General features: G+C 44.0%; 11 protein-coding genes. 6 read left to right on the top strand and 5 right to left on the bottom strand.

Translation table 11 applies throughout. The features are described 5' to 3' along the window. Window positions 1–22 precede the first annotated feature (22 nt). The 4 genes from ACTXGF_RS21570 to ggt all read right to left on the bottom strand — a co-directional run bounded on the left by ACTXGF_RS21570 (window position 23) and on the right by ggt (window position 7330). A complete protein-coding gene (locus ACTXGF_RS21570) occupies window positions 23–904 on the bottom strand; it encodes an RNA methyltransferase (protein ID WP_443532904.1) in 882 nt (293 codons plus the stop codon). Continuing rightward, window positions 904–1284, bottom strand: a complete 381-nt coding sequence (locus ACTXGF_RS21565) for an Hpt domain-containing protein (protein ID WP_057759831.1) — start codon at window positions 1282–1284, stop codon at window positions 904–906. The genes ACTXGF_RS21570 and ACTXGF_RS21565 overlap by 1 nt, the downstream gene beginning before the upstream one ends. A 72-nt stretch (window positions 1285–1356) precedes the next feature. Beyond that, a complete protein-coding gene (gene dnaE / locus ACTXGF_RS21560; protein WP_443532907.1) occupies window positions 1357–5076 on the bottom strand; it encodes a DNA polymerase III subunit alpha in 3720 nt (1239 codons plus the stop codon). Between the two features lie 295 nt (window positions 5077–5371). Beyond that, window positions 5372–7330 carry a gamma-glutamyltransferase gene (ggt, locus tag ACTXGF_RS21555; protein ID WP_443532909.1) on the bottom strand — a complete coding sequence of 653 codons (1959 nt, stop codon included), beginning with the start codon at window positions 7328–7330 and terminating at the stop codon, window positions 5372–5374. A 339-nt stretch (window positions 7331–7669) separates the two neighbouring features. On the opposite strand from ggt, the gene ACTXGF_RS21550 reads away from it, so the two are divergent. From ACTXGF_RS21550 to ACTXGF_RS21540, 3 genes are read left to right on the top strand one after another with little or no spacing between them, the layout of a single operon-like run. Then, the gene (locus ACTXGF_RS21550; protein WP_443532911.1) at window positions 7670–9763 is read left to right on the top strand and encodes a hypothetical protein; all 2094 of its coding nucleotides are present in this window, start codon (window positions 7670–7672) and stop codon (window positions 9761–9763) included. A 55-nt stretch (window positions 9764–9818) separates the two neighbouring features. Beyond that, window positions 9819–11405 carry a hypothetical protein gene (locus ACTXGF_RS21545; RefSeq protein ID WP_443532913.1) on the top strand — a complete coding sequence of 529 codons (1587 nt, stop codon included), beginning with the start codon at window positions 9819–9821 and terminating at the stop codon, window positions 11403–11405. 44 nt (window positions 11406–11449) lie between these two features. Further along, a complete protein-coding gene (locus ACTXGF_RS21540) occupies window positions 11450–12328 on the top strand; it encodes an exonuclease domain-containing protein (RefSeq protein ID WP_443532914.1) in 879 nt (292 codons plus the stop codon). Between the two features lie 105 nt (window positions 12329–12433). Here the strand turns inward: ACTXGF_RS21540 and ACTXGF_RS21535 are convergent, their stop codons facing one another. Further along, complete coding sequence (locus tag ACTXGF_RS21535; protein ID WP_339343414.1) at window positions 12434–12949, bottom strand: Spy/CpxP family protein refolding chaperone; 516 nt, start codon at window positions 12947–12949, stop codon at window positions 12434–12436. Between the two features lie 374 nt (window positions 12950–13323). Here ACTXGF_RS21535 and ACTXGF_RS21530 point away from each other — a divergent pair, with 374 nt between their 5' ends. From ACTXGF_RS21530 to ACTXGF_RS21520, 3 genes are all read left to right on the top strand, one after another. Next, the gene (locus ACTXGF_RS21530; RefSeq protein WP_057759848.1) at window positions 13324–14010 is read left to right on the top strand and encodes a response regulator transcription factor; all 687 of its coding nucleotides are present in this window, start codon (window positions 13324–13326) and stop codon (window positions 14008–14010) included. Window positions 14011–14024: 14 nt separating this feature from the next. Then, the gene (locus tag ACTXGF_RS21525; RefSeq protein ID WP_443532916.1) at window positions 14025–15662 is read left to right on the top strand and encodes a sensor histidine kinase; all 1638 of its coding nucleotides are present in this window, start codon (window positions 14025–14027) and stop codon (window positions 15660–15662) included. Between the two features lie 429 nt (window positions 15663–16091). Next, window positions 16092–22244, top strand: coding sequence for a YadA-like family protein (locus ACTXGF_RS21520; RefSeq protein WP_443532918.1), 6153 nt, complete (start codon window positions 16092–16094; stop codon window positions 22242–22244). The last annotated feature ends 5 nt before the right edge of the window (window positions 22245–22249 follow it).

Here is a 22249-nt window from a genome sequence, read left to right as displayed (position 1 = left end):
AGCTTATAAACTACGGCTTGTTTTAGTCTTTCGATAGTTTGGCAATCAAAGCGCTTAATAGCTGATATTCTTTTTGATCAAGCTGTAGGCGTGACCCAAGTCTAGACAAGCGTGATGGCAATGACTTTAAATGTTCGCTATTGGCTAGTCCACGCTGCACCATAAGTTCAGTGGTGCGCTGAGTGAGCTGTTGCAGCTGCTGCTGATTAATAGCAGGCTCATCCCATTGCTGACGCAAATTCACATTGATTGTCGATTGGGTGTCTGTGCTTGTATCCGAATCTAAACTATCAGCTGTCTGAGCATGCGTTTGAGCATAAGCAAAAATAAAACTGGCGATGACTTGCACCGCTGATGCGACATTTAGCACAGGGTAAGCAGGATTGGCGTCAATTTGAATATGATAATCGGCATAAGCCAATTCTTCATTGGTCAATCCACGGTCTTCACGTCCAAATAGAATAGCAATATTTGGTTTGTTAGAAGTAGCAGCAGATGAGGTATCAGCATTACTATCGTCTGCACTTAGAGCTGCCTGTGCATCGATAAAGTCAAACATAATCTTAGCGGCTTGCGTAGATGTCACGACAGGGCGAGGTAAGTGACGGCTACGACTGCTAGCGGCAAACACCAACTGACAGCCAGAGATAGCAGACTCTAAAGTAGGTGCAATCAAAGCTGACGATAATAGTTCACTGCCACCTGCTGCATGAGACACACTAGTTTCATCAATCGGTAATTTGGGGTCGACCACCGTTAAACGAGACAAGCCCATGGTGTGCATCGCGCGGGCAGCCGAACCAATATTGGCAGGCAAAGTTGTATTGACCATGACTACTTGTAGGCAAGCAAGATAGTCGTTCACTGTGCGTGATGATACGGGTGATGAATCGTCGTTACTCATTATTGTCCCAGTCTCTGATTGATTTCTTGTTCAGCACGGTGTAATGCAATGGCAATCTCTTCGATCAGGACGGCTTGCTCATTAATCCGGCGCTCACGGCAGTATTCTTGTAACTGGCTGCTAAGACGGACTAATTGAGTCGTACCTAAGTTGGCGCTGGCACCTTTTAGAGCATGAGCAGTTTCGAAGCCATTGGCGTTATCGTCTTTTTGATGGGCAATTCGCAGTGCTGCAACTCTTTGCTTACTATCAGCAAAATATACTTGTATCAAATCAACAAAGTCTTCTTCGAGCAGGTCACGCATGTCCTCGAACTGTTCATGATTGATAATCTCTTCATCAGTTTGTCCGAGCATATTATTATTTGTAGTGTCATCCATGGTGGTTGTCCAATTTATAAAAGTTAAAGCAATAAGATTACTATAATGAATTTTTAAAACGTAATGTACGTCTTAGCTGTAATGGAAATGTAAGTTCTCTTCACTGACCAAAGTCTTTAATGTCTGCAGGTTGTCGTCATTTGGGTAAACGCGCCAGTGTTCAGACAGTCCAACATTTGCGATGCCATAGACTTCATAAATGCTTAGTCCAAGTGGCAGACAGTTATCATTGATAGAAGCGTCAGTATTACTCAGGGCATTATTGGCATAACTGGCTGACATACCGTTTTGATTGGCCGCATCATGGTTCATGTCGCTCTCTAATGCCAATAAGTCATTACCGTTCTCATCATACAAGCTGCCACCCATTGCAGGATCGTAGACATTGTTACCGCTGCTACCTTGCTCGTCTTGCTCTTGGTTATAAGCCAGACGCGGCTCAGGAATAATGTCAGCTTGGGCTGATTTGAGTAACGGCTGTAGACGTGTGAGCAAATTAATATCACTACCGTGAACTTTGATACTGATTTTTTTGAGCCAACGTAGTCTGGCATCTACCATGCTCATGGCACTATCGAGACGTGCGAACAAACGTCCATCACGCTCACGGATACTGCCTTTGATGATGACGACCTCATCGATTTTCAACTGTTCTTTGACACGATTAAAACGCTCAGCGTAGCAGCTGACCTCGAGTCTCGATGTACCATCATCTAAAGTAATCACATTGCGATTACCAAAGTTGGCAATATCTATAATAAGCCCCGAGAAATAGCAGCTGCCGTTATAGCCAGTATCTGTTAACTTATCGAGACGTGCACCAGAGGTGTAGCGTTTCAACTCATCCAAATACTCATTGATTGGATGTCCCGTTAAGTACAGCCCCAAGGTGTTCTTTTCAGCTTTTAGACGGTGTTTGTCACCCCAGATGAGCTCTGGCGTCATGACTAACGGCGGTGCTGCGACCACACCATCCATTTCACCAAACAAATCCATCATACCGATTTCACGGTTTTGACGGTCTTGCTCAGCGGCTTGTACGGCGCTTGGCAATTGACTCATCAAGGCGCCGCGAATCTCGTAAGCTTCCTCGGTTGGTAAGTCGGGTCGTAGCGTGGCGGCAAAGTCATCAAAACAGCCAGCGCTGACTAAGGCTTCAAGTGTGCGCTTATTGACTTTTTTGATGTCGACACGGCGGCAGAAGTCGTATAAGTCTTTAAAAGGACCATCCGTGCGGCGTGCATCTACGATAGACTCTACCGCACCTTCACCCACGCCTTTAATTGCGCCAAGACCATAGATGATATTGGTCGGAGTATCGGCAACGAAATGCCACTCACTACGATTGACCGAAGGATTGACTACGGTTAACCCAAAGTTTTCACGGCAGTCATTGATAAAGAACACGACGTTGTCGGTGTTGTTCATATCAGAAGTTAAGACCGCTGCCATAAATTCGGCAGGGTAGTATTGCTTTAGATAAGCCGTTTGATAAGCCAATACCCCGTAAGCCGCAGAATGCGAGCGGTTAAAACCGTAACCTGCGAACTTTTCCATCAAGTCAAACACACCGCCTGATGTGACTTCATCGATACCTTGTGAGGTGGCACCCGTGACAAAAATATCGCGCTGCTTGGCCATCTCTTCAGGTTTCTTTTTACCCATCGCACGGCGTAGCATATCAGCACCGCCCAAACTATAGCCTGCCATCACCTGTGAAATTTGCATCACCTGTTCTTGATAGACAATAACGCCATTGGTGTTCTCTAAAATCGGCTCAAGATTAGGATGGTCATAAATGACTTCTTCGCGACCATGCTTACGGTCGATATACATCTCTACCATGCCTGCATCGAGTGGGCCAGGACGATACAGCGCACACATAGCGATGACATCCTCGATATTGGTCGGTTGCAGTTTAGCCAGATATTTTTTCATGCCCATACTTTCTAGCTGAAAGACCGCCGTGGTTTTGGCATCTTGCAGCAGCTTATAGGCTTTGCTGTCATCTAACGGCAAATCTTCTAAAACTAAGGCAGGTACGTTTTCTTTTGCACGGCGTAAATTAATATTCTCAACCGCAGCGTTGATGACGGTTAAGTTACGTAAACCCAAAAAGTCAAACTTCACCAAACCAACAGCTTCTACATCGTCTTTATCAAACTGGCTGACACGGTGACCTTCATCATCACAGTAAATGGCACTAAAGTCAGTGATTTTGTGCGGAGCAATCAATACACCACCAGCATGTTTACCCACATTTCGGCAGACGCCTTCAAGCTTAATCGCCATCTCCCAAATCTCAATGGCATCTTCATAATCCATATTGTCAGGATTAGAGATCAAGTCTTTGAGCTGTGGTTCTTGCTCAAGCGCTTGGCTCAGTGTGATGCCAGGCGTTTTTGGAATCAGCTTGGATATTTTATTGGCCAAAAAGTACGATTTGCTTTGTACGCGTGCCACATCACGCACAACCGCTTTTGCGGCCATCGTACCAAAGGTAATAATCTGTGAGACGGCATCACGGCCATAGGTCTGCGCAACATAATCAATAACGCGGTCACGACCTTCGATACAAAAGTCGATATCGAAATCGGGCATCGATACACGCTCAGGGTTCAAGAAGCGCTCGAATAGTAGATCGTAATGAATCGGGTCAAGGTCGGTAATGTTTAGGGCATAGGCGACCAACGAACCTGCACCAGAACCACGTCCAGGGCCTACTGGTACGCCATTGGCTTTTGCCCAACGGATAAAGTCCATGACGATTAGGAAGTAACCTGGGAAGCCCATGGATAGAATAATATCTAACTCATATGCAAGGCGCTCATCGTATCTCTGACGGAAGTCGCTCCAATTGTCCGTACGTGCTTCGACAGGAAACAGCTTATCTAAGCGCTGCTCAAGCCCGCGTTGCGACTCGGCACGGAAAAACGATTCAATCGTTTCGCCTGCAGGCACAGGAAAATCAGGTAGGACGTTAATACCAAGCGTTAGGGTGACATTGCAACGTGTAGCGAGGCGCAAGGTATTATCAATAACTTGCGGAATATCAGCAAATAATTGCTCCATCTGAGCTTGTGTTTTTAGATACTGCTCATCTGAGTAAGTCTGCGGACGGTTTGGGTCAGCAAGGACATAAGAGCCTGCAATACATACGCGGGCTTCATGAGCATCAAAATCATCCTGCTCTAAGAAACGCACGTCATTGTGCGCAATGATAGGGATATTGTGTTTGGCGCCTGAATGGATAGCTGCTCTAATAAAAGCATCTTCGCCTGAACGATTGGTACGCTTGATCGCAAAGTACAAACGATCATCAAATTTTGACTGCCATTCAGTAAGTAGTTCATCAGCTTTTTCTGGCATCGAGCCGACCAATGCTTGACCCACGTCTGACTTTTCGGTGAGCAGTACAATGACACCTGCTGCATGCTCTAAGATATGACTGCGCTTAATAACCGGCGTGCCATGATTAATAGGATCAGCGCGACCTTCGGTGAATCCAAGCGATACGATACGGGTAATGTTTTGATACCCTTCGTCATTCATCGCGAGTAGGGTGAGGCGTGTGTCTTCATTATCCATGATGACTTCACTACCAATAATAGGCTTGATACCCGCACCTAAGCAGGCACGATAAAATTTCACCGTGGCATATAAATTGGACAAATCGGTCAATGCCAACGCGCGCTGGTTATCAGCCGCAGCAGCTTTTACCAGCGGTTTAATACGCACGATAGAATCGGTGATGGAATATTCGCTGTGAATGCCAAGATGTACAAATGCCATAGAAGACTCTTACTGGTACGATCAAAGAAATAAGCTACCGATAAAATAATTGATTATTATCAATCAATTATACTGATATCTAGGGGCCGATAAGACCTCGATAGCCATATTGATACGTTTTAAATGGGGTCGTCAATAATAGCATTATTTGCCGCAGACAGCCACAGGTTCAAAGGGTTTAATCTGCGTGAGTTAAGTCATTAAGATATAAAAACTCGGTTATAGACAACAGCAAAAAGCCCTCAATACAACGAGGTATAGAAGGCTATGTGATTGATAATTAAAGTCAGTTTGTTTAATAACCAACCACTGCCGCATCGACAATACGTGGATCAGACGATCCATACACGCCATTTGGTGTCAGCATGATCGATTGCGTAGATCCCATCGCGGATTTTGGACTGACGGTATGACCCATCGATTCGAGCTTTTTCACGGTATCGATATTCAGTGCTTTTTCCACCCGAATCTCATCAGGTAGCCATTGATCGTGGATACGCGGCGCATGCGTTGCCTCCGCGATATTCATATCATGGTCAATGACGTTAGAGATAATCTGAGTGACAGTCGTGATGATACGGCTACCACCTGGACTACCAGTAACGATGTAAGGTTTGCTGTCTTTGAATACGAGCGTTGGACTCATAGAGGACAGTGGACGCTTATTGGCTTCCACAGCATTGGCATCGCCACCAAGTAAGCCGTAGCCATTTGGTACGCCCGGTTTGGCAGAGAAATCATCCATTTCATTATTAAGCAGAATGCCTGTACCATCCGCAACGAGACCAGTACCATAAGAGAAGTTCAACGTATAAGTATTGGCTATTGCATTACCGTCTTTATCTACAATAGAGAAGTGCGTGGTTTGATCGCTTTCATAAGGTAGCGGATTGTTTGCTTTGATAGTGGCTGCTGGCGTGGCTTTATTGGGATTAATCAACGTACGCAGTTTGTCCGCATAGGCTTGTGACGTTAAGCCGCTGGCAGGGACATCAATAAAGTCAGCATCTCCCAGATACTCAGCTCGATCTGCATACGCTAACTGCATCGCTTCCGCCATTAGATGAATAGTCTGTGCGCTGTTTTGTCCGTAGTCTTTGAGCGGATAGCCTTCTAAGATATTTAAAATCTGGACGATGTGAATACCACCAGAGGAGGGCGGCGGCATAGAGACAATCTCATAGCCACGGTAGTAGCCTTTGACAGGTTCGCGAGCGATGGCTTGATAATTGGCCAAATCCTGCAGGCTCATGCTGCCGCCTGCTTCATTGACTGCTTTGACCAGTTTTTGAGCGGTTTCACCCTTATAAAATCCATCGGTACCCTGTACCGCAATCCGCTTTAGTGAACGCGCAAGCTCAGGCTGTTTCAACCGCTCACCCGGCTGATAAGCGCTGCCATCAGGCTTAAAAAACACTTTTTTGGTACTTGGCCATTTCTGCAAGCGATCACTCAACGCCGTGAGTGACTCGGACAAGCCAGCGGTGACTTCTATACCGTCTTCAGCCAGTGCTATCGCTGGTGCCATAACTTGCTCGCGGCTCATCGTACCATGCTCTTCTAGTGCTTTTAGTAGTCCTGCTACTGTCCCTGGCACGCCAACTGCTAGGCCGTGATAACGAGACAAGTCGCTGACAGCATTGCCTTCGTGATCAAGGTACATATCGCGTGAGGCGCTACTTGGTGCTTTTTCACGGTAATCAAGCGCCACTGTTTTGCCTTGCTTGGCATCATAAATCATCATAAAACCGCCACCACCGATATTACCTGCACGCGGCAAGGTTACTGCTAGGGCAAAACCCACCGCAACGCCAGCATCTACCGCATTACCGCCGTCCTTTAGAATCTGTAAACCGATGTCAGAGGCAAGCGCTTCTTGGGTAGCGACCATGCCGTTTTTTGCCCAAACTGGATGGTGAATGGCGTCTTCAGAATAGATGGCTTGGTCACTATTAGTATTGTTAGCATTGTTCGATGTGGTGTTAAGTGTATTGGTCTTCGCTCGCGTGATGCGCTTGGTTTCAGATAATACCGTTGGAATATCAACCATGATGGCCAAGTTTATGGCACTGGTATTGATTGATGTGTTGTTGACCGTCGCATTACTTACTGAGGTCGTTGACTCTACAGCCTGTGCGGATATAGATAGCAGTAGCGTACTGGTAATGAGCACGATGCTAGATTTGAGTAAGGTATTAATTTTCGGTTTACGCTGCTGAGCGGTTCGATGGTGGCGAGATAATAACTGTGACATCGCAAAGTCCTTTTTACGCGAGTGGAAAGCATAGAGCTAGGAAATAGATAAGCCTAAATAGTAACGAAAATATGAAATAGTAGAAAGTTGTTTATTATCTTTTGTGGTGTACGCTTTTATAGCGCTTGTCTGTATCAGCTGTATTTTAAATAAACGAAGCTAGTTTTCAAGTAAATGAAGCTACTGATAAGACAACAGTTATACAGAGAAAGTTATTTATGAATGAAGACATTCTTTAAAAATATTCGCTAATATTACTAAATTGTAACGTCTTGTGATATAAATAACGGTACCAATATACACTCATTATCGACTGTCTATTCATACAAAGAGATTACTATGTCATCACACCATATTAATAACCGCAATCGACAGCGCTACTCTGAGACTGCGCCTACTTATTTATCTACCACTGATCATAAAAACTATAATGGTAAAAATAACAATGGTCATCTATATCCAACCAGTAAATTGACTTCTATCGCATTGCTAGTTGGTAGTGCCTCGCTTGTACTCGCAGGTTGCCAATCAACTCCAGCCAGCTCATCTTCCAATCTGTCGTCGAATAGTAGCGCCTCTAGTAACATGATGGACTTTAGTGTCGCCGATGCCACGCAGAGCCAACGTCAGGGTCAAGCCTTTACTGCCAGTCAAAACGCTCAGGCCGCGCGTTATGAGCAGCTGTTTGATCAGGAGAAGTATCCAAGTACCGAAAACCAAGCCAAGTCGCACTTGTTAGCAGCCATTCGTCAGCACTTGGCGACCGAGCATGTGGCAGTCGCCACAGCCAATTATCGATCAGCACCATTCATTGACCCAGATAGTATCGACGCAGGATCTAGTAGCTTGCTCAGAACTATTATAGAAACCTACGTGTATCAGCCTGAGGGTATGTATGATAGTAGCGATGATGAGCCATACAATGATCACTATAACGATTATGATGACGCAAAAGATTCGATAGAGTCCGACTATCCTAGTGATTACGATAAGTCTAGAGCAGAAGCTGAAGCAGAGAGAAGAGCCATTGCTGCTATATTGGCTGAAGCGGGGGAGAATGAGCCGACGAGCAATGATGCTAGCAGCGATAACGAGTATGCTTACGATACAGCAGATGACTATAGTAGCGCTGATTATAGTAGTGAGGACTATGATAATTATGATGAATACAGTAGCGGTGCTGAAGGTATGCTCTCAGGGATGTCGGGTTTAAGTCCCAAGTCAATGGCTGCAAAATATGAAGCCATGCAAATGGCAAAACAGCAAGCTAAGACAAAGACGGTAAATCGTGGCAGCCTACCAATATCATCTACAGGTATGATTGGCAATATACTTGATATGTTCCATCGTACTCCTGAGCAAATAGCTGCATCCAATGCTTATCAGTATGAGCATTTAACATTCAATAGTGTCAGTCAATACCGTCCCAAGCAGCGCCAACTACAAAGTGTCTATAGTTACGACTACGCCACACCAACGATTAGCTCATCGATACAGATACCGTTGGCATTTGATTTTAATAACAGCAGTGTCGTAGTAGATCCATCGGCCATTATGCCGATTGTTGCACTTGTTAACCCTGAGAATACGCCATTGCCAGCACAGATGACCTCGCACACGGTGCGCTTTGGTTTGCCTGAAAGCATCACGGCACAGTTGCCACCAGCGGTGCTCTACGATGCGGTGCTCAATGCGATACAGAACAGTATGGCTGAGCTCGCGCCTGAGCATTTTAGCGCAGTAGATATCAGTGGTGACGCGTTTGCCAAAGAAGTCGGTGCGACTCGTGCAGTCAAAGTCTATTTCGGTAGTCAGCAAAGCGGTGAGATGATTGGTAAGACGCTCAAATATGTGACAAAAACACTGCAAGAATACGTAGATGCCAATCCAGATAAATATCCTGATGGTGCTGCACTAAAGACAGCACTTGCTAAAGCGCAGCTATACAATAAAGGCTATCAAAGCGCAGATGTCGGTTCGCTATTGCAGCTTATCGAAGCTATCGGCCCTATCTCGTTTAATAAAATCAACTACTATTACTTAGACAGCTCAGATCGACTGCTGGCCAAGCAGCAACGTGTCAATATCGGTAGTGATTTTATGGGGTCGACCACAACCATGCTAAACCAAGTACGTTACGATAAAGCCAGCTTCAACCGTAATGCCTTGACACCGCTCCTCGCTGAGTCTTTTGGTCCAGACGCTACGCCTCCTATCGATGGCAATGCATGGATAGCTAAGCAGCGCGATAAAAAAGACAGATTACAAACGGCTCGCTATGCACGCTACGACTATCAAGATAGCGGTGTCGAAGGTGCTTATAGCAGTAATGAATATGGTACTGATGAGTATGGTAACGATAATGACAATGGCGTAGACGCTGTCGATGAGAGCCGAGTTGACGATGCTCAAGATGATATGAATGAAAAATAGAAGTCAAATGACATCATCTCATTGCATTTACGCTCATATCTATTAAGGATAAAAAATGAAAACAGTACATCACACCATTGCACAACGTCTGCCATTTAAGACTAAAAACAATCTGCTAGTCACCAGCGCATTTTTGACAGGGGCGCTGTTGTTAACAGGTTGCCAGTCTACCAGTTTGGGCCAGTCCAATACGGTGGCTGTAAAACAAGCACCTAGCATGGCCAAAAAAACACTAGAAACAGCACTACAAAAACAGCGTCGTCAGTCCTTTAGCTATCATAGTAATCTTGAGATTGGCAATAACCAACAATTTACAGATGCCGATACTAATACTAAGAAAATGGCGGCATCAAACTATGTAGATGAACACTGCGAAGAAGCGCATGACCAAGCGTACGCTGCTCTAATCCTGCAAGCCGAACAGCAAAACAAAGATATCTTAGCGGTAGATTACGATACTAAGCGTGACAGCGTAAGGCAGTCGTACTTTGAGTGCGTAGCTGCCTATCATGCATGGGATGACCATCAATACGATAGCGATGTAAAAGTAGCACCAGATTATCAAGCGCTATTTGATAATTATGAGGATAAACAAAGACCGTTAGATGTGAAGAAAGCACAGTTATTAGATGAGTATTTACTAAAGCCGCTTTCTATCGACTCTCAAGGGATCTATCAACCGATGGCAGGCAAGGCTACGATGCTCGCTAGTGCGCAATATCAAGCACGTAATCATCACAGCAGTATCAACCAGCCTATTTATATGGATTTTAAAAACGGTGATATTTACCTATGGGCAGATAATTTTGCAATTCTAAACTCAGAATTGTTAGATGATAAACTCGGTACAAAATGGCAAAATAAGTGGTTAAAAATAGCCATTGATGATGGTACATTGCCTAAAGGTTTTGGTGGTGAAGTAATCAAAAGCCACTTTGCGGCGTTAGATGCGACTTATGATGCGGCTCCTGTCAGCCAGTTTAATTATGTGACAGCTAACTCACTTGCATCACTGTCTCCAAAGCTGTCCGCGCACCAGTTATCGGCTATGCTACCAAGCGATCAAATCATTCGCCGAGTACAACGCTTTGAGGATTATCAAGCGTCGCAACAGAAATATATGCAAATTTTCTACGATCGGATCAGTGAAAAATACCCAGAGCTGGTACAAGAACCCGAACCGATGACAGCGTTTGAGTCGATTCAAAATCCAAAGGCATTTACCAGTAAGTCTATTGTACAAAAAATACTGGCTATGATAAAAGACCAAATGAATGAGGAAGCAACGACAGGTGAAACCGTTGCCAAAACAGAAGTACAGGAACTGTACGGGTTTGATAAACGCGGTCAACTCAAGTGGGAGCACTTACGTCGTCAGTTAGATAACACTAGCGAAGCGAATAACAACAAAGGCATGAGGATAGATGTGTTGCAGCAGTATTCTGCTATCAGCACTAAGGACTTGGCGTTTCCTAACCTACCAAGCAATGTGCAGATGCCGAACACTAGCAATAGCATTGATTTACGAAAGTATGCTCCAGAGCTGCTGCAATATTACCAAGATGGTAATGGCACGGCAGTAGGTAAGATGGTCTTTAACATGTTGCCGATGGTCAGAGAGCGTATTGGTTCGGTTGAGTAGGTAAAGATAATTTAGAGTAGGCCTACTGTATTAAGGAATATATAGTGAACTTTGTTACCATTGATGTTGAAACCGCTAATAGCGATGTAGGGTCTATCTGTCAAATAGGCCTAGCAAAATACTTAAACGGTAAGTTAATTGATACCTACTGCACTTTAGTATTACCCCAAACTTCTTTTAGTGGTCAAAATGTAGAAGTACATGGGATTACTAGCAGGATGGTAAGAAATGCGCCGTCTATGTACGATATATATGGGCAGATACTAAAGTTTATTGGCGATAACGTTGTTGTTAGCTACACTAACTTTGATCAAAGAGCTTTGATAAAAAGCTTAGAAGCTCACAAACTACCAGTACCAGAGCTACAGTGGGTAGATGCAACTGTATTAGTACGTAGGACATGTCATCGTTTCGCAGTAAAAGGCTATAGTCTGGCAAATGTATGTAAAGAGTGGAATTACCAATTTAATCATCACGATGCACTTGAAGATGCTAAAGCATGTGGCTTTATAACGGTAACTATCCTTAGAGAAAATAGTCTATCAATTCATGATTGGGTGACAGATAGCAACTATAATCGTATTTATCACCAGCAAAGACGTCTTAATAGTAGAAGTTATCCAAGTAATATCACGAAGGTAGGGAGTGAGTCCGGAAGATATGCAGGTCTTAATATTTGTTTTACAGGAGACCTTAGTATTAGTAGAGCAGAGATTGCTGACATAGCAGCTCAAAATGGTTTTAATGTCAAAGCAGGGGCTTCAAAAAAGTTAAATTATCTTGTAGTTGGTTCTCAGGATCTAACATTGCTAGCAGGTCATGAAAAAAGCAGTAAGCATCGAAAGGTAGACGAGTTGATACAGAGTGGGCTGGATATTAAAATTCTTGCAGAAAAAGAGTTCTTAAAATTAATCAAAATTTAAGATTAGTTTGAAAGCGAATATAGAAAAAGCGCACCTATTAACGGCGCGCTTTTTCATTTTATACGTATACAGCTAGGTAAAATAACACTTTTCCGGAGTGGCTTATTACATACCTTGATGCTGTTTGTCATGGCCTTTACGATCTTTTGAATGCTTGCGACCTTTTTCTTGTCTCTCTGACTTCATCTGTTCCATCTTTGCACGTTGCTCAGCAGTCAACACTTGAGCGATGGCATGTTGGGTTTGTACACGTTCGATAAAGCGTTGCTTTTCTTTTGCCGCTCGTTGATCAGCCAGACGATTTAAAGCAGCAGTATTCAAAGTGCTAGCATTGGTCAGTGCTTGTATTTGCTGATCCATTTGCGCGCGTTCTGCTTGATGTTCTGCACGGTCAGCAGTGCGATCGCCACGTTTGTTTTGCATGATGGCTTTAATTTGCGCTTGCTGTGTCGCTGTTAGATCCAATTTTGACATTGGGCCTCTCATCGCGCCATCTTTGTGGTTCTTTTGCATTTGTGCAGTTGGCGTTGTATCAGTAGTCGCGTTAACGCTGGTGCAAGCCGTTACTGTAAATATACTAGAAGCTGCTAATACTGAGCCTAATAGTAATTTTTTCATCATAATATCCTTGATTACATTGAGTTTGATTTCATAAACACTAAATTTTTATCTCGCAAGTAGCATCTGTCGAACGTTATCGCTCGTTATGGTCAGCCATCTTAGAAATGCAATACTTGCTGTTGATAGGAGTATATTACGACAGTTAAAGGTTACGAACATTTATGAAGTATTAAGAAAGGTAACGTTTCTGGTGAATTGGCAAGTGCTTGCCTGATAATATGCTTAACTACAGTCTACCGGCAATAAAAATGCCACGGCGGCAATTTCGCTAACCATATCACAATGACACTTGTACGCGGATTTATTGCGTCATGATTACTATAGAGTGATTGGATTGAGTAAATAGAGATAAATAAAAATTAAAGGAGAGAAGCATGCCAAACATCCTGATAGGCGATGACGACGAAGAGTTGACTCAGTTATTGCAAGAGTACTTGGACAATCACGGCATTCGCTGTGACTGCGTACATGATGGTGCAGCAGTCATACAACGACTCAAGGCAGTGGCACACGAAGATACGGTTTATGATTTACTCGTGCTCGATATTATGATGCCAAAACTAGATGGGTTAAGTGTGCTGCGCCAATTACCAAATATTATCGATATCCCAGTCATTATGCTGACAGCAAAAGGGGAAGAGATTGACCGTATTATTGGTCTAGAGCTTGGTGCTGATGATTATATTACCAAACCTTGTAACCCTCGAGAGCTGCTAGCGCGTATCAATGCAGTGATTAAACGTACCAATACAACCGCATCAGAGCATACTCCGTTGCCAGAGAGTCGTTTGCATCTTGACCAAAACCAACGTGCCTGTCAGATAGATGGGGTGACGCTACAAGTCACGGGCACAGAGTTTGATCTGCTCGTGGCCTTGCTCAAACAAAAAGGGGAAGTGGTAAGTAAAGCATGGCTGTCAGAAAACGTCTTGCAGCGTGAATTACAGCCATTTGACCGTAGCCTCGATGTACACGTATCTCGCTTACGCAAAAAACTTCAGCCTTTCCATGATGAGCCAATAAAAGCGGTGCGTGGAAAAGGTTATCAACTGGTGCTGTAATGACGGACATATCGATGAAAGCTTCTGAACAGACCTTCAAAAAAGCACCTAAGTTTAAGGTGCGCGTCACCTTGTTTTGGCGTCTGTTTTTGAGCCTATTATTGACGATTTTAATCACCTCTGTATTGTCTATCCTAGTAGAACGCTGGTTGGCTGAAAAAGAGCTGACCTCTCGTATGGACGTACAAATCGATAGCCTATTGATAAAGCGTGAAGAGATGGTCGCGTCACTACGGGCTGGTGATGTAGAGTCTGTCAGGCAGATGTATCGTCAAGACCGACAGCTGATGAATCAAATCAGAGTTTATGATGAGCAAGGCGCTATTATATTCCCGCGTTACCGTGACAAAGACGAGCGCGCGCAAGGACAACTGCAAAGTGGTCGGCAGCTGATGGATCGTGCGATACAACCGGTGCGACCAGTGTCACCTAGACCACCTAGAGTAGAGAATAATGTTTATGGCGTAGAAGGTCGTAATGCTGATAATAGACTACGCGAACACGACAATGAGATACCAAAAGATGAGCCGTCTTTTTGGCAGAAATTCCTAAAGCCAAGAACGGCAAGTAGTGCCGCAGTAGCTGATATCGATACTCGTCCTGAACTGGCCGATATGTCTGTTGAATTACCTGATGGTCAGTCAATCATCATACAGTTACGTCCGCACTTGCGTTTTTCAGACGTGGTAGAGATACAGCACGGCAATTTTCCAATACGTTTGCTATTGATCATTATCTTTAGTGTACTGGTCTGCATATGGCTCAGTCGTACGCTAACCCAGCGAATTGGCCGTGTACAAAATACCGTACACCGTATGATTGAAGGTAATTATCAAGCCAATCCAGAACTGTCCAAGATGGGTGATGATGAGTTGGGGCTACTAGCTAAAGACGTTGCCCATCTATCGACTAGGCTGGTTGACAGTGAGCTGGCACGCAAGCAAATGCTCAGTGATATCTCACATGAGCTGCGTTCGCCGCTTGCTCGTCTGGATGTCGCGACTGAACTGACTCGAGACTTTGCGCCCAATGCCAATCGTTATCTAGACCGCATCGATAAAGAATCTACACGAATGAATGAGCTAATTGAGCAAATCATTCATATTCAGTCTCTACAAATGCAGCAATATACCGTTGATAACTTGGAGAGTGAGGCAGTCGATATATCTGACATCATTAGTAATATCGGAGAAGATGTCTGCTTTGAGTTTCAACATAAAGACGTACATTGGCAATGGCAACCGCCTGAAGCCTCAGCGCTAGATGGTTTGGAAGGATTTTGGACAGTCCAAGGTAATGCAGAGCAGTTGTATAGTGCACTTGAAAATGTCATTCGCAATGCTTTTATGCACACGGCAGCGGGTTCGAGAGTGATTGCGGAAATTAAAGCAATACAAATGGACAATAAGGCACCAGCTGTTCAAATTAATATAACAGACGAAGGTGGCGGTGTCGCAGAAAAAGACTTAGAACGTATTTTTCATCCCTTTGTGCGGCTCGATACTGCTCGGCATCGTGATACTGGCGGCTATGGTCTTGGATTGGCTATTGTTCATGCTGTAGTCATGGCGCATAAAGGATATATTAATGCTCATAACCGCCAAGATGGTATTCAAGGGTTAGTGGTTCAAATAGTGCTACCTAGCAGATAAAAAGATAAATAATGTAGAAACAATTTATGTAACCAACATGCGCTTATCATGTATTTTTAATATGTATAAGCGCATATTTAGTAGTAGATAAAAGCTGACTCTTTTTAAAACCGACGTAATTTATTATAAATAGACACAAATTAAAAGTAATTATATTCGTTTATATGAATATAACTGACGAACGGTATCAAAACACAGATGAACGGCATTGTCTCTCTGTATATATTCGGTAATACTAATATATACAGAGAGTGATAAAGATTATACAAAACAGAACGTCTTATTCCTTAAAGACTACTACAACTATTATTTGAACAAGGTCTCGTTATTATAAGCTTATAACCCGTTTTATTTTGTCACATCGTCTCTCTGACATAGATCTTATCTCTGATTTTTTAAATCTGACAAGTCTGTAAGGGAGTACGCATCATGAACCGCATCTATAAAGTCATCTGGAATGAAGCCTTAAGTTGTTTTACCGCCGTTGGTGAATACGCGAAGGGACGTGGCAAATCTTCCAAATCTAGCGTTAGCTCTAACGCTACCATCAACACAACGTCTAACCTGTCCGTTATCCATACGTTACGTCTAAGCACTATAGCGCTTGGGCTACTAACTGCTGGCTTTGGTATGCAGGCAAATGCATTGGGTACCTACTTTGTTGGAGACGACCCAACACCTAGAATACATACCAATTCATTCCTTCATCAAACACTAACGGTGCAGGGTGGAGAGACGGTCATTGGCGATCCCAATACCAAAAATATCAGCGTGACTGCCAATAGACATGATAAGTCGTTAACGATAAAGCTCGATGAAAATGTCGACTTAGGGACTGATGGCAGTCTTAAGATGGGTGATACTTTAGTCGATAACTCTGGCATTAAGATTACAGCCATAAATCCTGCCAATAGTGTCATTTTGAGCAGTAGTGGCCTAAATAATGGCAATAACAAAATCACCAATGTATCCAATGGTGCTGTGATGGCAGGGAGTAAAGATGCAGTTAATGGCTCGCAGCTATATAGGCTAGTTAATATAGTCAAGGATAACAAGACTAAGTATTATAGTGTTGACTCTGAAGCTATTGGCAATGCAAATAATGATGGTGCAACAGGCTACAATGCGATGGCCATGGGTGGCAACGCAAAGGCGACTGGCAGCCAAACCATCGCTATTGGTAGCTCTGAATTTGGACAACAGACGCTGGCAAGTGGTGAACAATCTATTGCTATTGGTGCCAATGTCGTTTCAAGAGGCGGCTCTTCTATTGCCATCGGTGGCGATGACCTAAACTTAGCATCGATATACAATATCGACGGTAGTATCACTAGCACTGATCTAAACAGTGGTACAGTCAATACGGCTTTTAATGAATATGCGGGTCGAGATCTACTGGATGCAAGTGATCCATATACAGGAAATACTGAATCGGGCGGGGCAGCTTCCATAGCAATTGGTGTCAAAGCTCGTACAGCGGGTCATCTTGCAACTGCAATAGGTACGCATGCGAATGCTGCTGCAACCGCGTCATCAGCGTTCGGTGTGGCTGCCTCTGCTACTGAAAAAGGGGCCTTGGCACTGGGTGCTGGCGCTCAGTCTAATGCTCAAGATGGTGTGGCACTAGGTTCGCAATCTGTGGCTAACGTTGCAGGTGGTGCGGTTGGGTTTGCTCCAACAAGTGCTAGTGTCGTAGACAAAGCAGCTATTACAGCAACTAATAGTACAGGTCTTGGTGCAGTTTCTGTTGGTAGCTCTACTAATGGTACTCGCCAAATTGTAAATGTCGCAGCAGGTACTCAAGACAGTGACGCAGTAAACGTATCTCAATTAAAAGCGTTAGATACTATCGTTGCTGGCATTGATTTCCCTATCCGCTCTAGCAGTGCACAGCCATATACTACGTCAGTAACAGGTACTGACGCTCTTGCCGTTGGCTCGAATGCCAATGCAAAAGGTAATAATGCAACCGCTGTTGGAGAGAACGCATTTGCAAACGCAAATGCAACCGTTATCGGTGAAGGCGCAAGATCTTCATTCAACGGCTTTGCTGGTGGTCAAGATGCAAAAGCAGGGGTTAATTCAGTTGCGATAGGTCAACGAGCCACAAACGGCAGTGCAAGTCGTGCGGTTGCGATAGGCTATCAAGCAAAAGCCATGGCTCAAGACACCATTGCAATTGGTCTTGATGCACAAGCTAAAGCGCAAGGCGGTGTGGCACTCGGTAAAGGTGCTAGTGCAAATGCTCTAAACAGCGTGGCTTTAGGTCAAAACTCTATTGGGGCGGTACAAAGCGGCGCATCTTTCTTAACCAATGTTGCGGCTGATGCCAATAACGGCACCGTCTCAGTAGGCGCTGTTGCAAGCGAACGTCGTATCGTTAACGTTGCAGGTGGTTCAGCAGATACGGATGCAGTGAACGTATCTCAGCTAAAAGTGGTTACAGAAACAGCCAATAGAGGCTGGGATATCAGCGCACAAGGTGATAGTGCTACCGCAAGTACGGTAGAACCTGGCGACTCAGTTGACTTCAATAGTAAAAACAGCAATATCACTGTTTCTAAAGACACTACTAATAATGATGTCTCGTTCGAACTCAACAATAACTTAGACCTAGGTAATAACGGTAGTGTAGAAATGGGCTCAAGCTCTCCATTCGGTTTTGGTGATACAACGACACTTGATCGTTCTGGTCTTAAAACAGGTAACTCATACCTTAGTACTACCGTTGATGGCTTAGGTGTTAAAACGGGGAATAGGTTTGTTAACACAAATGTTAGTAGTTTAGGCGTCGCTGTATCAACGCCATTTTCTAAAACTCTTCTATCTAGTAATGGTCTCAATATTATTGGTGGTCCAAGCGTAACAAAATCTGGTGGTATCAATGCTGCCAACAAAAAGATTATCAATGTTGATAACGGTGAAGACCCAAATGATGCTGTCAATGTCAGTCAGCTAAGTAGCTCGTCTGCCGCTGCCAGAACCAAAGTCTTAAAGGGAACCAATGTTTCTAGTGTTGATTTCTCAATCGACAGTGACACAGGACAAGATGTTTATACTGTTAATGCTAATGGTGCTAAAACCTCAGCAGGATCTGCAGCTGTCACAGTTACTGCAGGTGAAAAAGACTTAGCGACTAACACGACCGATTATGCCGTTGACTTAAGTGCCGATAGTAAAGCCAGTCTAGTTAAAGCAGACAGTGCCATGCAGACTATTATTGCCCAAATAGATGGCGTTAATGTCAAAACGCTCAATAAAACGGATAATAAGGCTAACTTCCTAACGGGAGATAACATTGTTCTTAATGCTGAGGATGGCGGTATTAAAATCGCTACAAAAGAGGATGTCACTTTCACTAGTGCCAGCTTTGCTAATAGTACAGTTCGTTTGAGTAGTGAAGGTCTTGATAATGGCGGCAACAGAATCATCAATGTAGATGATGGTGATGCGCCTATGGACGCTGTCAACGTCAGGCAGCTAAACGTCGTGACAGAAACTGCTAATAGAGGTTGGGATATTAGTGCACAAGGTAATAGTGCTACCGCAAGTACGGTAGAACCTGGCGACTCAGTTGACTTCAATAGTAAAAACAGCAATATCACTGTCTCCAAAACAGCTAACAACAATGATGTCTCGTTCGAACTCAACAACAACTTAGACCTAGGTAATAATGGTAGTGTAGAAATGGGTTCAAGCTCTCCATTCGGTCTTGGTAATACAACGACACTTGATCGCTCTGGCCTCAAAACAGGTAACGTATTATCTAGTACTACCGTTGATGGCTTAGGTGTTAGAACGGGTAATGCACTGGCTAGTACATCAGTTAATGGCTTAGGAGTATTTGTGAATGGTCCACTAGGTATTCCTAGAACTGTTCTAACCATGGATGGTTTAACAATTATCGGTGGTCCAAGCGTAACAAGATCTGGTGGTATCAACGCTGGTAATAGAAGGGTTGTCAATGTTGATAACGGTGAAGACCCAAATGATGCTGTCAATGTCAGTCAGCTCAATAGTGCCTCCGCTGCCGCTAAAACAGAGGTCGCCGCAGGTACTAATATTGCGGGTGTTGTGAAGTCTACAGGTGGTAACGGTCAAGATGTCTATACCGTTAATGCTGATGGCGTTACTGCTTCAGCAGGATCTGCAGCTGTCACAGTTACTGCAGGTGAAAAAGATGATACAACTAATACGACCGATTACGCTGTTGATTTAAGTGCTGATAGCAAAGCCAGTCTGGTAAAAGCGGACAGAGCCATGCAGACCATTGTTGCCCAAATAGACGGCATTGATGTCAAAACGCTTAATCAAACTGATAATACGGCTAATTTCCTAACGGGAGATAACATTGTTCTTAATGCTGAGGATGGTGGCATCAAAATCGCTACAAAAGAGGATGTCACTTTTACTAGTGCTAGCTTTGCTAATAGTACAGTTCGTGTAAGTGGTGAAGGTCTTGATAATGGTGGTAATAGAATCGTCAATGTAGATGATGGTCAGGGAGACACAGATGCCGTCAATGTTAGACAATTAAATGCAACCAACAATACAGTGGACCTAGGACTGAACTTCACAGGAGATGATACAACCGTTGTCGTCAATCGCAAGTTAGGTCAAACGTTGACACTCCAAGGAGGCGCGACAGAGTTAACTGAGAACAATATCGGTGTGATCGCTGATGAAGAGGGCAATCTAAATGTTAGATTGGCTGAAGATGTCATGCTTGGTAAAAACGGTAGCGTGAGAATGGAAAGCACGGTGCTTAACAATGCAGGCGTCACCATCACTGATGGTCCTAATCAGACCATTACGTTAAGCAACGAAGGTCTTGATAATGGTAATAATAGAATTATCAAAGTTGATAAGGGAATTGCCCCAACCGATGCCGTAAACTTTGCACAGCTCACTATGACTAATGATGAAATTGCTAAAGGTATCAAAATTGGTGACGGTAATGTTGCTAATGATCAGCAATTTGCATTAGGCGATACCATCAATGTCACAGGAGATAGCAATCTGACTACTGTCGCTTCTGCAACTGGCGTCCAAGTGAAACTGAATAATCAGTTAGACCTCGGAGATGATGGCAGTATACAGATAGGCAATAGCATCATGAGTGATGCAGGCTTTACCTTCGTTGGAAATGGCGTGAATAGAATGGTTTCACAGGTCTCATTGAGTAGTCGTGGTCTAGACAATGGGGGCAACATCATTCGCAACGTTGGGGAAGGTGTGCTAAATACGGATGCTGTTAATGTTGGGCAGCTAAAAGATGTCGCCATTGCCTTGGATCAAGGTTGGGGCATCACCGCTCAAGGTGATATCGCTACGATGGTAAAACAAGGAGATGCCGTCGACCTCAGTAGTAAAGACGGTAATATCAAGGTATCTAGGAAAGCAGTGAGTGATGTGGCTGCTTTCGATAGTAGTCCATCACTACAAGCTGCAGCCATACCTACCAATGCTAATGATATTAGCTTTGATTTGAACCCAGATATTACTTTGAATAGCGTAACCACTGGTGGTACGGTTATGAATGACGATGGACTGACCATTGCAGGTGGCCCAAGCATCACAAAAATTGGTATTGATGCCGCTAATACCAAAATTACCAACGTTCAAAATGGGGAAGTTTCGGCGACAAGTCAGGACGCCATAAATGGTGGTCAGCTTTATGCCCAAGGCACTGGTATCAGTAGTATTATCGGTGGTGACACTGTTTATGATGCTGAGAGTGGTACTTTTACCAACAGTGATATTGGTGGAACGGGTGAAAGCAATATTGATGGTGCTATTGCTTCTATCAGACAAGGCACGATTGAAATTAGTGAAAATGTGCAAATTAACACAGAGAGCATTACCACTAATACAACCAATATCGCGACCAATACGACAAATATTGCTACGAATACCAGCAATATCACGACCAATACCACGAATATCAAAACCAATACGGATAAGCTAGATGCTGGACTCAATTTTGGCGCAGACAGTGGCGCTAATATCAACAAACCAATTGGCGATGAGAGTGTCCTCAGTTTCACTGGTGGCAATAACATCACCACCACAGCAGATGGCAGTAGTATTAAGTTTGATCTAAACGGTAATATCAGCGTTGACAGTGTCACAGTTGGGACAACGATTATCAATAGTGAGGGCATCAGTATGCAAGATGGGCCAAGTATGACGTCTCAAGGTCTATATGCTGGTAACCAACGTATGACTGGTGTCGCCGATGGGGTCGAAGCAACAGACGCCGTCAATTATAGTCAGCTTAGCGCGCTTGATAGTCGACTCAACAATAACATGAGCGATCTTGGCTACAAAATCGACGAAGTAGAAGACGATGCAAACGCAGGTATCTCAGCTGCGATGGCAATGTCGGCAATGCCTCAGGCTTATATCGCAGGTAAGTCATTGATAGGTGGCGGTGTCGGTACCTATAATGGAGAGAGTGCTGTAGCAATTGGTTTCTCTAAGTTATCTAATGACGGTCGCTGGGTCATCAAGGTAAATGGTACGGCAGATACTCAAGGCAACGTAGGCGGTGCAGTGGGTGCAGGCTTCCATTTTGACTAACAAAA

Origin of the sequence: Psychrobacter sp. 1Y6, from assembly GCF_052258385.2 — a bacterium.
Lineage (GTDB): Bacteria > Pseudomonadota > Gammaproteobacteria > Pseudomonadales > Moraxellaceae > Psychrobacter.
Note: the sequence above shows the minus strand (reverse complement) of the source record. Positions and strands in the feature narration are given on the sequence as shown.

Excerpts from the sequence above, each read along its gene's own strand:
- ACTXGF_RS21570 (WP_443532904.1), bottom strand. The coding sequence starts at position 904 with ATGAGTAACGACGATTCATCACCCGTATCATCACGCACAGTGAACGAC.
- ACTXGF_RS21565 (WP_057759831.1), bottom strand. The coding sequence starts at position 1,284 with ATGGATGACACTACAAATAATAATATGCTCGGACAAACTGATGAAGAG.
- dnaE (WP_443532907.1), bottom strand. The coding sequence starts at position 5,076 with ATGGCATTTGTACATCTTGGCATTCACAGCGAATATTCCATCACCGAT.
- ggt (WP_443532909.1), bottom strand. The coding sequence starts at position 7,330 with ATGTCACAGTTATTATCTCGCCACCATCGAACCGCTCAGCAGCGTAAA.
- ACTXGF_RS21550 (WP_443532911.1), top strand. The coding sequence starts at position 7,670 with ATGTCATCACACCATATTAATAACCGCAATCGACAGCGCTACTCTGAG.
- ACTXGF_RS21545 (WP_443532913.1), top strand. The coding sequence starts at position 9,819 with ATGAAAACAGTACATCACACCATTGCACAACGTCTGCCATTTAAGACT.
- ACTXGF_RS21535 (WP_339343414.1), bottom strand. The coding sequence starts at position 12,949 with ATGATGAAAAAATTACTATTAGGCTCAGTATTAGCAGCTTCTAGTATA.
- ACTXGF_RS21530 (WP_057759848.1), top strand. The coding sequence starts at position 13,324 with ATGCCAAACATCCTGATAGGCGATGACGACGAAGAGTTGACTCAGTTA.
- ACTXGF_RS21525 (WP_443532916.1), top strand. The coding sequence starts at position 14,025 with ATGAAAGCTTCTGAACAGACCTTCAAAAAAGCACCTAAGTTTAAGGTG.
- ACTXGF_RS21520 (WP_443532918.1), top strand. The coding sequence starts at position 16,092 with ATGAACCGCATCTATAAAGTCATCTGGAATGAAGCCTTAAGTTGTTTT.